The organism is Oxalobacteraceae sp. CFBP 8761, assembly GCA_014841595.1.
GTDB lineage: Bacteria > Pseudomonadota > Gammaproteobacteria > Burkholderiales > Burkholderiaceae_D > Telluria.
This window is the reverse complement of sequence record JACYUE010000003.1, coordinates 358739-372752: the sequence shown is the minus strand read 5'-3', so window position 1 is coordinate 372752 and position 14014 is coordinate 358739. Positions and strand designations below refer to the sequence as shown.

General features: G+C 59.4%; 9 protein-coding genes. 2 read left to right on the top strand and 7 right to left on the bottom strand.

The window, feature by feature from the left end; genetic code table 11:
- Positions 1 to 37 precede the first annotated feature (37 nt).
- On the bottom strand, positions 38 to 2302 hold the full coding sequence (locus IFU00_19595) for a PhoX family phosphatase (GenBank protein ID MBD8544484.1): 2265 nt from the start codon (positions 2300 to 2302) through the stop codon (positions 38 to 40).
- A 234-nt stretch (positions 2303 to 2536) separates the two neighbouring features.
- Here IFU00_19595 and IFU00_19590 point away from each other — a divergent pair, with 234 nt between their 5' ends.
- Positions 2537 to 4522 (top strand): response regulator, encoded by a 1986-nt coding sequence (locus IFU00_19590; protein ID MBD8544483.1) that lies wholly within the window; start codon positions 2537 to 2539, stop codon positions 4520 to 4522.
- A gap of 22 nt (positions 4523 to 4544) precedes the next feature.
- Here the strand turns inward: IFU00_19590 and IFU00_19585 are convergent, their stop codons facing one another.
- From IFU00_19585 to tssE, 4 genes are all read right to left on the bottom strand, one after another.
- Positions 4545 to 4952 carry a DUF2750 domain-containing protein gene (locus IFU00_19585; GenBank protein ID MBD8544482.1) on the bottom strand — a complete coding sequence of 136 codons (408 nt, stop codon included), beginning with the start codon at positions 4950 to 4952 and terminating at the stop codon, positions 4545 to 4547.
- A 75-nt stretch (positions 4953 to 5027) separates the two neighbouring features.
- A complete protein-coding gene (gene tssG / locus IFU00_19580; GenBank protein MBD8544481.1) occupies positions 5028 to 6197 on the bottom strand; it encodes a type VI secretion system baseplate subunit TssG in 1170 nt (389 codons plus the stop codon).
- Positions 6161 to 8041, bottom strand: coding sequence for a type VI secretion system baseplate subunit TssF (tssF, locus tag IFU00_19575; protein ID MBD8544480.1), 1881 nt, complete (start codon positions 8039 to 8041; stop codon positions 6161 to 6163). Before tssF ends, tssG begins: the two co-directional genes overlap by 37 nt.
- Before the next feature lies 1 nt (position 8042).
- On the bottom strand, positions 8043 to 8567 hold the full coding sequence (gene tssE / locus IFU00_19570; GenBank protein MBD8544479.1) for a type VI secretion system baseplate subunit TssE: 525 nt from the start codon (positions 8565 to 8567) through the stop codon (positions 8043 to 8045).
- 171 nt (positions 8568 to 8738) lie between these two features.
- On the opposite strand from tssE, the gene tssK reads away from it, so the two are divergent.
- On the top strand, positions 8739 to 10163 hold the full coding sequence (tssK, locus tag IFU00_19565) for a type VI secretion system baseplate subunit TssK (protein ID MBD8544478.1): 1425 nt from the start codon (positions 8739 to 8741) through the stop codon (positions 10161 to 10163).
- A 611-nt stretch (positions 10164 to 10774) separates the two neighbouring features.
- On the opposite strand, the gene IFU00_19560 is transcribed toward tssK, so the two are convergent.
- The gene (locus tag IFU00_19560; protein MBD8544477.1) at positions 10775 to 11578 is read right to left on the bottom strand and encodes a hypothetical protein; all 804 of its coding nucleotides are present in this window, start codon (positions 11576 to 11578) and stop codon (positions 10775 to 10777) included.
- Positions 11579 to 11752: 174 nt separating this feature from the next.
- Positions 11753 to 13435 carry an AAA family ATPase gene (locus IFU00_19555; protein ID MBD8544476.1) on the bottom strand — a complete coding sequence of 561 codons (1683 nt, stop codon included), beginning with the start codon at positions 13433 to 13435 and terminating at the stop codon, positions 11753 to 11755.
- Positions 13436 to 14014 lie beyond the last annotated feature (579 nt).

Genomic DNA, 14014 nt, shown 5'->3' with positions numbered 1-14014 from the left:
CCCCCCCCTCAGGTCAGGCACACCTCAGATCAGGCGATCACGAACCGATACGGCCACCGTCGTTCTTGGTGATGACCAGCGTCGCCGAACGCGGACGCTTGCCGCCGCCGTAGCCGGCATTGGCTGGCCACTGGCTCGTGTACTTGGTGACGTCGCCGATGTTGGCAGCAGCCGTGTTTTCGCCCGGGTGCTGGATGTTGACGAACAGCGCCTTGCCGTCCGGCGTTTCAGCGATGCCGGTCAGCTCGCAGCCTTTCGGGCCCACCAGGAAGCGCTTGAGCGTGTCCGGCGTGGCGGCCTTGCCGACGTAGGTGTCGACGTTCAGGACCGAACCGTCGGCCTTTGCATTCGGCACGGTGACCTTCTTGCCGTCGCCGACCGAGCCTGGCAAGCCGGCGAGCATCATGCAGTTGGTGACGTCGGTGTAGGCGCCATCGTCGGTCTGGAACCAGCAGATGCCGGTCGAGACGGTGAAGGACATGCCGTCCGGGCTCGAGAAGTCCTGGTCAGCAGTCAGGCCCGACAGGTTGATCGTGCTCGCAGCGGCCGCCGCTTCGGCGCCGAACAGGTACACGTCCCAGCTGAAGGTGGTGGCGGTCGAACCGGCGGCATCTTCCTTCATGCGGATGATGTGGCCGTTCGGGTTGCCCGGCTGGGCGGTGGTGCCCTTCATGTCGGTGTAGGCGCGCGGGTTGGCCGCGTCCACGCCGACCTGGCTCGAGCCGCTCGGTTCGGCGCGGCGGTTGCTGTTGTTGGTCAGCGTGTAGTAGATCTCGCCGTTGGCCGGGTTGACCGAGCACCATTCAGGACGGTCCATCTTGGTCGCGCCGACGGCATCGGCTGCCAGGCGGGCGTTGACGAACACGTCGGCCTGGTCAGCGAATTTGTAGGTGGCGTAGCCGGCAATCGCGGCGTTGGTGATGTTCAGTTCGATCCAGCTGCCCTTGCCGTCGGCGTTGAACTTGGCCACATACAGCTTGCCGCTGTCGAGATATTTGTCGCCGGTGGCAATACGGTCGGTGGCAATGGCATCGGCCGGATTCCACGGTGCGGTCGAGACGAATTTGTAGATGTACTCGCCGCGCGAATCGTCACCCATGTAGATGGCCAGCGGCGCGCCGGCCAGCAGGCGGCCGAAGGCGGCGCTCTCGTGGGCGAAGCGGCCCAGCGCGGTGCGCTTTTTCAGTGGACGGGTCTTGTCGTAGGCATCCATCTCGATGATGTAGCCTTCGCCGTTGAGTTCATTGCGGTAGTCATCGCTGCCGTCGATCGACGTGCCCTTCTTGCTGATGTTCCAGCGTGCGTACTTGTCGTCCGTGCCGCCCGTTTCCCAGCCGTGACGCGAAGCCGCGCCCTGCGCCACGCCGTAGCGGTTCAGCGATGCGACGCTCTTGTCGCCGCGTGCTGTGTTGTCGGTGGCCGAGCGGGTGAAGTAGCCGGCCCAGTTTTCTTCGCCCGACAGATAGGTGTTCCACGGGGTGCGGCCGGTGCCGCAGTTGTTGAGCGTGCCGCGGAACTTGGTGCCGTCCGGCGAGTACTTGGTCTTGACCAGCGCATTGCCGCGCACCGGGCCCGAAATCTGGACCTCGGTCTGCTGGTGCACGCGGCGGTTGAAGTTCGAATTCTGCAGGTATTCCCACTTGCCGTTGGTGGTGCGGACTTCGACGACGGACAGGCCGTGCAGCGCCATCTCCTTGTCGACTTCCAGCGCCGGGCGCGGCAGCGTATTGGTGCCGCCATTGGCGTGCACGAAGAACGAGGCCAGGCCTTCGTTGGTGGTCGCTTCGTGGTTCATGGCCAGCAGACCGCGCGTGACGCCCGTGGTCGAGACGGCGCCGTCGGCGGACAGCGAGAAGAATTCCATGCCGTCGTGGTGGTCGCCCGCGCGGTTCTCGAAATCGGTGTCGGTGCCGTCGTTCTTGTAGGCGGGGGTGCCGGCTGCGAGCGGATCGCCCAGTGCATAAATCACGCTGGCGGTGTAACCGGCCGGGACAACGACGGTGTCGGCCAGGCTCTTGCCGACGGCGGTGAAACCGAGCAGCTTTTCGACCGGCGCCGGCGAAGGCGTGTTGCCTACTGGTGCCGGGGCCGTCGCGACAGGATCATCATCCGAACCGCCGCACGCGGTCAGGCCGAAGGTGCTCAGCAGCGCGGTGGCAGCCGTGGCGGCGCCGCCGCGCAGCATGTTGCGGCGGCTCAGGCGGGCGTTCATGACAGTGCTGAATTGCTCGTTCGACGAAGTATTCAGGTCGATATCGTCATGGTCGATGCCATGGCGGGCGAGATCGGTCGGCTTGTTCACGGGATGGATCCTGTATTTGTTGTGTGGATGAGGGAAAGCCCGTGAATAGTAGTAAGGCAAGATGACGCCGGCGTGACAGTTTGGTCACAGTTTGATGACATGAGGGGGAATACGCCCATCCCGGATGCACGACGTATGCATCATTACTGCAAGGTCACGCCGATCTGGGTAAAATTTCCTGTTGAAATTGTTTTAACGTTCTCCAAGTCTGGAGACATAGCCGGAAGGTCATACATGCAGGAATCCCGCGACACCATGCCGGCACAGGACGCCGTTTCCTTCGGCTGGGCATTGTTCGAAGCCATCCCCGACTGCGTGAAACTGCTCGAGACGGATGGCACGATCCTCGCGATGAACTGCAATGGCGGCAGCGCGATGGAGATCGACGATATCAGCCTGCTGCGTGGCCAGTCATGGATCGCGTTCTGGCCGGCCGAGTCCCACGACGCCGTGCGCGCGGCGCTGGAGACGGCGCGCGCCGGTGGCACCGGCCATCTCGTCGCCGCCTGTCCCACCGCCAAAGGCACGCCCAAGTGGTGGGACGTGATGGTCACGCGCACTGCCAGCAGCGATGGGCTGCGCGCGCACCTGCTGGTGATCTCGCGCGACATCACGCAGCAGCGCAAGGCCAGCGAAGAACGCGAACGGTTGCTGCACCAGCTGCAGGCCGCGAACATCGAGAGCAGACGGATGGTCGAGGAGTTACGCGCCAGCGAAGAACGCTACCGCACCCTGTTCGAGTCGGTCGACGAAGGCTTCTGCATTTTCGAGATGCTGTTCGACGAGGCGAACCGGCCCGTCGACTACCGCTTCCTCGAGATGAATCCGACCTTCAAGGCGCACACCGGCCTGAAAGACGCCGTGGGCCGCACCGCGCGCGAGATGCTGCCCGGGCTCGATGACTTCTGGTTCGACACCTATGGCCGCGTGGCGCTCACGGGCGACCCGGTGCGCTTCGAGAACGAGGCGCCAGCCATGAACCGCTGGTTCGATGTCTACGCCACCCGCATCGGCGGCGCGGACAGCCGCAAGGTGGCGCTCCTGTTCAACGACATCTCGGCGCGCAAGCAGTCCGAATCGACGCTGCGGCGCCTGGCCGACGACCTGGCCGAGGCCGACCGCCGCAAGACGGAATTTCTGGCCACGCTGGCGCACGAGCTGCGCAACCCGCTGGCGCCGATCAGGAACGGCCTGTCGGTGATGCGCATGAGCGGCGACAATCCGGCAGCCATGGCGAAGGTGCGCGACATGATGGAGCGTCAGGTCGGCCACATGGTGCGCCTGATCGACGACCTGCTCGACATCGCCCGCATCAGCGGCGGCAAGCTGGAACTCAAGCGCGAGCGCACCGGCCTGGCGGCCATCCTGGCCAGCGCGGTCGAAACGAGCATGCCGCTGATCGACGCAGGCCAGCATGCATTGACGGTCGACCTGCCCGATGCGGCCCTCCCGGTCGACGCCGACGCTACCCGCATCGCGCAGGTGGTGGCCAACCTGCTCAATAACGCGGCCAAGTACACGCCACCGGGCGGGCAGATCGCCCTGTCGGCGCAGCGCGATGGGCTTGACGCCGTGATCACGGTGCGTGACAGCGGCGTGGGCATCGCAGCGGATGCGCTGGCCGGCGTGTTCGAGATGTTCAGCCAGATCGGCCGCACGGTCGACCGTTCGCAGGGCGGGCTGGGCATCGGCCTGTCGCTGGTGCGGCGCCTGGTGGAGATGCATGGCGGCTCGGTCGCCGCCACCAGCGCCGGCGCCAATGCCGGCAGCATCTTCACGGTGCGCCTGCCATTGGCCGCCGAGGCAGTACAGGCCGGGCCCGCGCCAGGCGAGCCTGCGCCAGCGCTTGATAACGCCGCCGGCGGCCTGAAGGTGCTGGTGGTGGACGACAACGTCGATGCGGCCGTGACGCTGTCGATGATCCTGGAGATGTCGGGCTACACGGTGAAAGTCGCGCACGACGGCTACGAGGCGCTGGCCGTCGCGCAGGGGTTTGGCCCGCGCGTGGCGTTTCTGGACATCGGCATGCCGGGCATGAGCGGTTACGAGACGGCGCGCGCGATCCGCGCCACGCCGGGCCTGGAAGACATCGTGCTGGTGGCGCTGACCGGCTGGGGCGCCGAGAGCGATCGCCAGCGCTCGAACGAGGCGGGGTTTGATCACCACCTGACCAAACCGGTGCAGCTCGACGTGGTCGAGGCGCTGCTGGCCGGCCTGTGACGCCGGCGCCCCGCCAGACCAGTCAGTTGCGGCGCAGTTCGTCCTCGAGATCGCCGATGAGCTGCGCCACGGTGGGCGTGATGCCCTTGTCGCCCGGCGTGTAGAACACGCCCGGCAGGACGCTGTCTTCTTCGAGCTGCGGCAGCAGTTCTTCGATCAGTTCTTCCAGCGAGAACGCCTGCGCGTCATAGCCGTCCCATTCGAATTCGGCGCACAGCGTGGCGTACTCGTTGGCCGGCCACATCGGAAACACGAGGGTGCCGTCGTCCGTCTTGGCCAGCGCCCAGCCGTCCTGGTACAGGCCCCATACTTCGCGCGCCTCGGCCGCGCGCCGGATGAAATACTCGTAGCGTTCCGGTCCCGCCAGCGTCACGACGGCCGCCAGCTGCTGGCCGCCCAGCTTGATCGCCGAGATGATCTGTTCGCTCATCACCACTCCAGTCCATCGAGGCGTGATGCCCCACAGCCGTCAGGATACGCCATCGGGATGCACGGGGTGCGTTTGTCACCTAACAAACGGCTGCGACGTGGCGGCCGGTGTCTTGACGACCGGGGGCGGTGTGGCGAGCAGGTCGTAGCGCACATCGTGCCGGTCGCGCGGCGGCGCATCGAGTACCAGAAAGGCGTCCCAGCCCAGCCGGCCCGGATTGACGGCGTCCAGCGTGATGTTGTGGACATCGGCCGCGCGCAGCACCAGCTCGACTTCGTATTCGAGGGCGACGCCGGTCAACAGCGCCAGCACGCTCTTGAGCGCGCGTGCAGCAAGCCCGCCCGGCAGGAAGGCCTGGAAGCCCGCATGTGTCAGTGGCCCGACGATCAGGCGCAGGCGCAGCGTGCGCTGCCAGACGCGCGCACCGGCCAGCGCGCGCGTACCGAGAACGGCACTGTCGTGGCCCAGCATCGACTGCTGCGCGGCCGGGATGTCGTACCAGGCGCCGATGAATTGTTCGGCCATGATCGGCTGGCCGAAATACTCGGACAGCACGCGCGCGAGCTGCACGGCCGACACCGGCCGGTGCCGGACCGACGCGGCAAAATAGCCGATCGATTCGTCCAGCACGGCGCCGTCGCCCACGTCGCTCAGGCGCCGCCGCAGGGCCGGGTCACCCAGCCCGGCAAGGCTCATCAACAGGGGCAGGAAGGCATCCTGGCCATCGGGCTGGTACTTCAACGGCAGGCGGTACTTGCGCCAGGCTTCGTAGAACAGCGCCAGCGAGCGGTTCGAGAACGCATCCAGGAAGGCGCGCGGGCCGTCGTCTTCTTCCTCGTTCTTGTGGTGCGCCTGGTGCGCGGCGATGCGCTCGGTGTAATGCGCCGGCAGCACGCCGTTGCAGCCCAACAGACCCATGAAGGCCGGCGTCAGGCGCACATGGCGCAGCGTGCATTCCTGCACCGCGTCGGCCAGCGCTGCGGCGTCGATCGGCAGCGCGAACGGCATGCCGATCGACAGGTCGCGCACGTCGGCATGGATGCTTTCGAGCTGGCTGGCCGGAAAACCCAGCGACACCGAGTTCTGGAAGCGCAGCATGTCCGCCACCAGCCCGTGCGCCGGCTTGCCACGGCGCCGCAGCCACAACTCGAGCACCTGCACTGCCTGGAAAAAGTCGAAGCGCCACGGCTCGCGAAACAGCTGCTCGATTACAGCAGACTCAGATCGCCGCTTCGGGGTGCGCATCGCAGCAGTTCCTCGGACGATTGATGGGACACGATCACCAGCTGGGTGAAGCTGTTGGCGTGCACGTACAGCGCCAGGAAGCGTTCGATGACGTGGGCGAAGAGGTGGATGCCGCTACCGACAAACGCTTCTTCATCGATACTGAGCCGCACCTCGATCCCGCGCACCAGGCAATTGAAGGGATTGCCGGACAACCAGGCGCTGGTGGGCGTATAGTCGATCGCGAGGATGCCGCCGATCTGGCGCGTCGAGGCGGCCGAACGGGGCACGTCGTGCAGCGCCAGCATTTCGCGAAAGGCGTCGACGCCGCCATCGGCCAGCGACAGGTGGTTCAGCGACAGCAGCGAGATCAGGCGCCACTGCGCGCTGCGGCCGCGCGCGAAGCGCCAGGTGCGCGTCGGCTTGCGCAGGAACGTGATGGCGCGCGTGCCCGAGCCGCCTTCCGTGAACAGGTCGCCCCCTGCCTGGCCGTATGGCAGCAGCGATGGCAGGTCGCGGTTGGTGCAGGTCAGTTCGAGATTGAGCGTGGTCTTTTCGACCTTGGCCGGATCAAAATCGATGTCGACGATCGTGATCTGGGTTTCGAAGCCGGGGCTGCGTTCGGCCAGCGCTTCATCGCGCGCCATGGCCCAGTAGTGGCCATTGTGCTGCGGCGTCTGCGCATGCTTGAGCGAGTAGAAGGGCTGAAACTTGATGATCGTTTCGCCTTGCGCCGTCTGGCGCACCATATTGACGTCGTTGATCGCATTGACTTCGTAGCCATAGGCGCGGCGCCCGTCGGCCAGCACCGGGTAATTGGCCTTGGCGTGGGTCAGCTGGATCGGTTCGCCGCGCTGAGGGAACAGGTTGCTCACCGGCGTGCAGCCGGTGAGCAGGTTGTTGGTCGAGAGGGTGCCGAGCATGCGCGCCAGGTTCGAGTCGCTGCGAATGCCGGCCAATGCCAGGTGCACCGTCAGCGCGCGCGTGCCGCGGGGCAGGGCGGCCGTCAGCATGGCCAGGTCGAGATCGACGAAGTTGAATTTTTCGGGAAAGCAGAAGTACTCGGTGAGCAGGCGGTACGCCGCATGCGAGCGCGCCGGGAAATCGATCAGCGCCTCGTCGTCGCCAAAGCCGGCGCTGCGTACCGGCAGCGCCGGCAGCGTGAGCCAGTGCCCGCCATCGGCCTGCACGTAGGCGGCCACCGTGCGCACCAGCAGCGCGTCGCGCAGCGCCGCGCACAGCGACGGCTCGCCATCGAGGAACAGGCGCAGCGCCGGCAGCGCCAGCGCATCGAGTCCGCGCCCGTCGCAGGTGATGGCCACGCGCACGCTGATGCTGGCCGTGGCGCCGGCCGGCAAGCGCACCGTGTCGGGCGCGCCGATGATCGGGGAGAACGCCGCGCGCGTGATCGCCAGCGGCGCGACCGTCACCGGATACACGGTGCGAAACGTGCATTCCACACCGCGCACGGGCCGCGTGTTGAATGCGGCGCCGCGCCCGATCGTCGTCACGCTCGTCTGCTGGGCGGCAGCAGTGGCAGCGGTAGCAGCGGTGCCGGTGGTGCTGGGGGTGATGGCGGGGCCGAGCTGCGCGATCGAGCACGATGGAAAAGGGCGCAGGTAGTGCGGGTAGAGCACGCCGAACAACGCTTCGGTGAACTCGGGATAATCGTCGTCGAGACGCCGGGCGATGCGCGCATTGAGGAAGGCGAACGACTGGATCATGCGTTCGGTGTGCGGGTCTTCGCAGACTTCACCGCTGATCAACAGGCGCCCGGCGACGCGCGGATAGCGCTCGGCGAATTCGCGCAGGTTGTGGCGCAGGTAGGCCAGTTCGCTTTCGTAGTAGGGCAGGAGCTGGTCCATCTCAGGTCTCCTTCACCGGCGACGCCGCTGTTGCCATTGTTGCTGCTGCGCGGCCAGCCTTGCGGATGCTGTACTGGAGCGTGGAGGGCTGCAGCACGGCGTCGAAGTTGACCGGCTCTTGCGACACGCTCCCCACCAGCACCGCCGTGATCGAAAAGCTCAGGCGATTGATCGACGGGCCAGCCGCCTCGTCGCGCAGCGCCAGCTGCGCCTTGACACCGGTCAGGCGCGGCTCATGGCGCGTGATGGCCGCTTCGATGCAGGCACAGATGTGGGCCCGGTCCGAAGGACTCGACAGCGAGCGGTCGGCGAAATCGCACAGGCCGTAGTCGACCATCGACGTCTTGCATTCGGTGTAGCCGGCAAGTTCGCCCTCCTGGATGATCGAGCGCGTGTTCAGGAGCGCCTCGAGGTCGCGCGCCACCGCATCCTTCAACTCGTCGACATTCAGGCGCACGACGACAACGCCCTGGCGTACCGGCTGGCCAAGCAGACGGCCGAACAGATCCGGCGTGTATCCCTTCATGGAGCGTTCCTTCGCGGTGGAGCAGAGGGAGGGCGTGCGGAATGTTGCGTGATGAAAACCAATCGCATGTTGCCATGCGGTTCGTCGCCAAACGTTGATGAACTTCACGTGGGCAACTCTATGTCGTCGTTATTGTTTCTTTCCGGCCATAACAACTGGGAAGACAGCACCATGACGAGCAAAGTTCTCTGGGGCGAAGGTCTGCTGCTGCGCCCCCAGCACTTCCAGCGCCAGGATGCGTACCACGAGCATTGCCTGTTCAAGAGCGTCAAGGCGGTCCATCCCTATGCCTGGGGCGTGGAGCTGTGCGAGATCGACCGCGAGGCGCTGGCCAGCAGCATGCTGCGCGTGACCGGGCTGGCGCTGCGCTTTCAGGATGGCGAGCTGTACGAGGCACCGGGCAGCGACGAGCTGCCCGCCACGATCGACCTCAGCACGCTGGCGCAAACGGTGCAGGCGGTGACGTATTACGCGGCGCTGCCGGGCTTGAAACCCTTCAACGCCAACTTCGTGCAGCCGGGGCAGGCCGCGACGTCGGCCGACAACGCGGCGCGCTTCATGCAGGTGAACCTGGAAGCGCCCGACCTGTTCACACAGGCCGCGCCGGTGCAGCTGGCCTATCTGCGGCGCGCGCTGCGCCTGGTGGCCGAGTTCGAGCCGCGCGACGCCTACATTCACTTCCCGCTGCTGCGCGTGCGGCGCGCGCCCACCGGTGGCTTCGAACCCGATCCGGCCCTGGTGCCGCCGGCCCTGTCGGTGGGCGCGTCACCGGTGCTGTTCCAGGGTTTGCGGCGCCTGCTCGACGCGCTGCAGGCCAAGGTCGGCGCGCTGTACGGCCACCACCGCGAACCGACCCGCAACGTGATCGAATTCCGCTCGGGCGACATGTCGTCGTTCTGGCTGCTGCATACGGCCAGCGCGGCCTACGCGGCGCTGACGCACCACTTTCATCATCCGGCGCTGCACCCGGAGCGCCTGTTCCAGTCGCTGCTGGACGTGGCCGGCGGTTTGATGACCTTCTCGAAGAGCTGGACCCTGGCTGACCTGCCGGCCTACCAGCACGGCGATCCCGGCCCGGCCTTCGCCAAGCTGCACATGATCATCCGCGAACTGCTCGACACGGTCATCTCGGCCAAGTACTTCGGGATTGCGCTCAACGAGGTGCGCCCGTCGTACCACATCGGGATGCTCGACTCGGGCAAGATCGACGACGACACCACGTTCTATATCGCGGTATCGGCCGACATTGCGGCGCTCAAACTGGTCGAAATCGTGCCGCTGCGCTTCAAGGTCGGCGCACCGGACGATGTCGAGAAGTTCGTGCTCTCGGCGCTGCCCGGCGTGCGCCTGCAGTATTCGCCGCAGCCGCCGGCCGCGATCCCCGTACGGCCCGAAACCTGCTACTTCAGCCTGGAATCGAAAGGGCCGATGTTCGAGCGCATGCTCAAGGCGCAGTCGATCTCGATCTACGCGCCGGAAGGATTGAGGGAACTCAAGCTGGATGTTGGACGACACATAAATTTGCACTGGGCTGACAATGAAATCAACGACTTACGATTTTCGGCGACACATAACTTTGCACGGGACGACACATAACCTTTCATTTTTAGGGCGTAACGACACGACCACATTCAATTTCACACGAGCGCTGTACAAGTCGGCTAACTAATATTGCCTTTAGAATCAGCTACTTAACTCCAGAATATGCGATCCTGATGTCGTTCAGTGAAGCTTTATGTGTCGCGAATGAAAACGTTGGGCGACACATAAAGTTGCACCGGGCACACTGAAAAATCAATGAGTTAGAGTTTTCAGCGACACATCACTTCGAACTGAACGACATATAAAGTTGCACTAAGCTCTCAAAACGACACATAAGCTTGCACTACTCTAAAAGGCGATCACAGGGACTTCGTACGCTTGTGTGGACTAACAATAAAGTTAGACATAAGCCCGCCTATGCAGGAAACGACTTCAACACGCTGGGCATGCAAGTAAAGTTCGACACAAACCCCAATTTAAGCTCTGCAAAGAATCCGTTTGCAACAATAAAGTTTGACGCAACCGTGGGTTCCTTGAACCAAATATCGCTAAGCAGACGCCTAATTTGCGTTTTTATGCAGCCTAAGCAGGAAGCGCATGGTCGGAATGGTTCGTTGTCCGCTCCTGTTGCTTCCGAGGTAACGATAGGGTCTTGTCGGGCACTCTTAATCGCGGTCTCCGTAGCGCTCTGCCAAATGGATATCGCGAAGTTCCTGCTCATACTGGATCCTCTTGCTCTGAGAGACTGGGAGGTTTTCGGGTATGGGCCACAAGTTGGCTTGGCAAACCTCAAGAAAGTACCTCGCGAGCCACGCATACTTTTCCGCCGCTACAGAGGGTGGCGGGCTTGAGTAGACCCTGCTAATGAAGAGTTGCAGCGAGTCGCGAAAAGCGTTTCTGTCGACTTTCCCGTTCGTTCCCACGTCTCCCCAGTACATTTCGGGTGTATTTGCACCATGAACGAATATATCGATATGGTATGAGCCATCAAAATCCTCCCGAAAGTAATATGGCACTGAATGACCCTGCTCCCGCAGATGCGGGGTGGCGTCGGCCACCAGACCAAGGACGCTATGTGAAACCAAAATGCGAGGATATAGCGCCTTTTTGCTCTCAAGCTTATATGCATCGACAAGCGCCGGGCCTAAGACGATTGCGCCATCGTGATATAGATTTCCGACCACCACAGCACCCCGAGTAAGAAGGCGGTTGGCCAACAGGTCTAGAGCTAAGAATTGAGCATAAGCTACGATCTGTAGAACACCTTTTCCCTCGTTCACTGGGGCTGAAACGACTACACAATCTGAAAAAGCAGTGAAGTCGAGCTTATCAGCTTGGCGCGCCTCTAGCGCTCTTCCTTGTAGGTGTTGGAGAATGCCAAGCAGCCGTTCCTCCCTCCCACTCTGGACTAAGTCGGAGAACCCTAGGATATCCAAAAAGAGAACTGCACGATTCTCATAAAGTCCCATTTCTTGCGCCTCGCTTAAGTGGTCGTCAAAGTTGAGCAACCTATTGTAAAAAGGAAAGGATTAGCTTAGGCTCAACGTGAACAGATGCATAATCACCAATCAGCGTATCACTTAGTAACGCTGCTTGTGGCAGTAATATAAAGATTCTATTATAGGTAGAGACTTAATCTCATATTAATTTCCAGATGGATAAATCTGCTCCGCCTTAAGCGCTAACTGTGTCTCGGCAATGTTAAACAAGCCAATAAATTCTTTAGCCCAAGCATAATTTCCTGTCTTCGCCGTTTCTTTTTCTGCTCTAGTCATCATTGCGCGCTGCATGCTTCCTTTGCTTCCATCTTTCAATGAGAATGCAAGCACCTTACCATGGATGTCGGCGTTAAAATTACTAAACCACCCCGGATGATTTTCATACATCTCAACTATAAAATCGTTTGGGAATAAACCTTCTATTGGAAATCCCTTCGGCAATACTGCGTAATCCCTGTTGGGGCCAAAAGGAATAGACTTGTTCGAAAAAAATCTGTTAAGCGCGTTAGCTGCCTCTACTCCCGCCTCATCACCATCGAATATAATAAACGTCGAGACCTCATTTCTTATAAAGTCATAAGAATGCTTTAAAAAATCTTTCAGACTGGAAACTCCAGTGAAGTCAATAATTGTGGCTTGTCGTAGCATAGGGAAGTTATTTTTACCCTTGTTAGGCTTGATTTGGTTTATTGCCCAACTCAGTATTTCTCGATCTGATACGCCTTCTACTAGCAAATTAAATTTACCAAGTTGGAAAAAGTCGCTATAGCGTAAGCCTAAGGATTTCCGAATAGATGAAGTCGCCTCTGAATAAGTCTGGCACTGCTTTACTGTTGTTACGCCACCACCGATCGTTGCTTCGTAAATTTGTTCGGGCTTATTTCCAACAAAAGAAATAGCGTGCGTTGTGAGAATTACGCAATTCAACTCGCTCAAATCCTCTATTATCGCTACACAACATTTTGCTAGTTCAGGATGAAGATATGATTCCGGTTCCTCCAACAGCCAAATCGTTTCCCGACCATTCTTCTTCTCTTCGAGACCGACCCATTTGAGGGACGCTAGAATCGTGGCGGCCTGTACACCAGAACCTTTTGAACTTGCCGAAGTCTTTATTCCATCATCTATATAAAAGTTAAAATTGGAAAGCATACTATCAATATTTTCAGCGACGTCGATGGCGACTTGAATTTTTTTTAGCTTCGCTAGCTCTAACACAGCGTTGATAGAATCTGAAATTTCATCCAGTGCACTTTTTATTTGGGGCAAATGAGGATGTAAGACTTCCGCAACGGTACACTTAATAAATGGCAATAAAATTTTAGAGAATAGTTCTTCAGGATCCTTAACAGAAGGAATGACTTTACAAGAAAATTTTCCTAATATTAGTCGGAGTGCTTGCAGGTGAAGAACTCTGAAATTGTGTGTAGCTTTGTTTTTTATTTTTGCATTTGGAAAAAACTGATAAACAGGTTTGCCTGCAGTCGAGTAGTAGAGAAAAAGTTGGAAAGTAGAATCTTGACGTTTCTCTGCTTCAAGACAATCTTGCATTTGTGAATACAGGTCAATGAAATCAGAATCAGAGTCACCATCCAGAAAGAATGAGGCAATAATACTGGTTTGCTTTCCACTAGTTTCGATTGGAGAATCTCTTTTCACCTCATAAAGATTTTTATCCAAACCACTAAAGAAAGTTTGAATAGCACTGACAATATTTGTTTTGCCACTATTATTAGGACCAATAATAGTCGTTCTGTTTTTAAAATTTAAATTTATTTCCTCAGAAATGCTACGATAATTTTTAATTCTAATTTGGAAAAAATTCATATTTATGTGATTTTTATTATCTCGTTGATAATACTCTAATGGTTCTGCTCACCAGTAAAAACTTTGGCATGACTAATTAGCAGCTACTTGAATCGGATTTTTTGCGATGAACCGATACAAGCACTGTGTATTAAAAAGAACTTAACCCTGTTGCCTCAACCTAGTCGCTCCTATTGCTTCGGAGTAGGTTCTCAATGACGGAACTCCGGCCGGCCTCACTTACGACAGGCATATAAATCTTTCCACTGATTTAGATTTCTAATCCGATTTTTTTGATACTATATCGCGTTTTTGTGTTTCATATAAGCTAGCATACCCCTGCCTAACTTTGGTCTGCAACAATAACAAATTTTCTACGCCGAAAACTCACACTTCATCACCAACAACGAATTGCTTATGGTAAATGGTACAATCACGATTGAGAGAGCAGCATAGCTGTTTTTTAAAAAAGAATTTAATGATTTTAATGGTTTAGATAAATGTAAGAATTTAACTGAGCATGCTATTTCAATGTCGAAAAGTTATGCGATGAGAGATCCACGCAACGGCGCTGATCTGTCATTCAACGCTGGCGATAGA

Bases quoted from the DNA above. Each gene is read 5' to 3' on its own strand.
- IFU00_19590 (MBD8544483.1), top strand. From the start codon at position 2,537: ATGCAGGAATCCCGCGACACCATGCCGGCACAGGACGCCGTTTCCTTC.
- IFU00_19585 (MBD8544482.1), bottom strand. From the start codon at position 4,952: ATGAGCGAACAGATCATCTCGGCGATCAAGCTGGGCGGCCAGCAGCTG.
- tssG (MBD8544481.1), bottom strand. From the start codon at position 6,197: ATGCGCACCCCGAAGCGGCGATCTGAGTCTGCTGTAATCGAGCAGCTG.
- tssF (MBD8544480.1), bottom strand. From the start codon at position 8,041: ATGGACCAGCTCCTGCCCTACTACGAAAGCGAACTGGCCTACCTGCGC.
- tssE (MBD8544479.1), bottom strand. From the start codon at position 8,567: ATGAAGGGATACACGCCGGATCTGTTCGGCCGTCTGCTTGGCCAGCCG.
- tssK (MBD8544478.1), top strand. From the start codon at position 8,739: ATGACGAGCAAAGTTCTCTGGGGCGAAGGTCTGCTGCTGCGCCCCCAG.
- IFU00_19560 (MBD8544477.1), bottom strand. From the start codon at position 11,578: ATGGGACTTTATGAGAATCGTGCAGTTCTCTTTTTGGATATCCTAGGG.
- IFU00_19555 (MBD8544476.1), bottom strand. From the start codon at position 13,435: ATGAATTTTTTCCAAATTAGAATTAAAAATTATCGTAGCATTTCTGAG.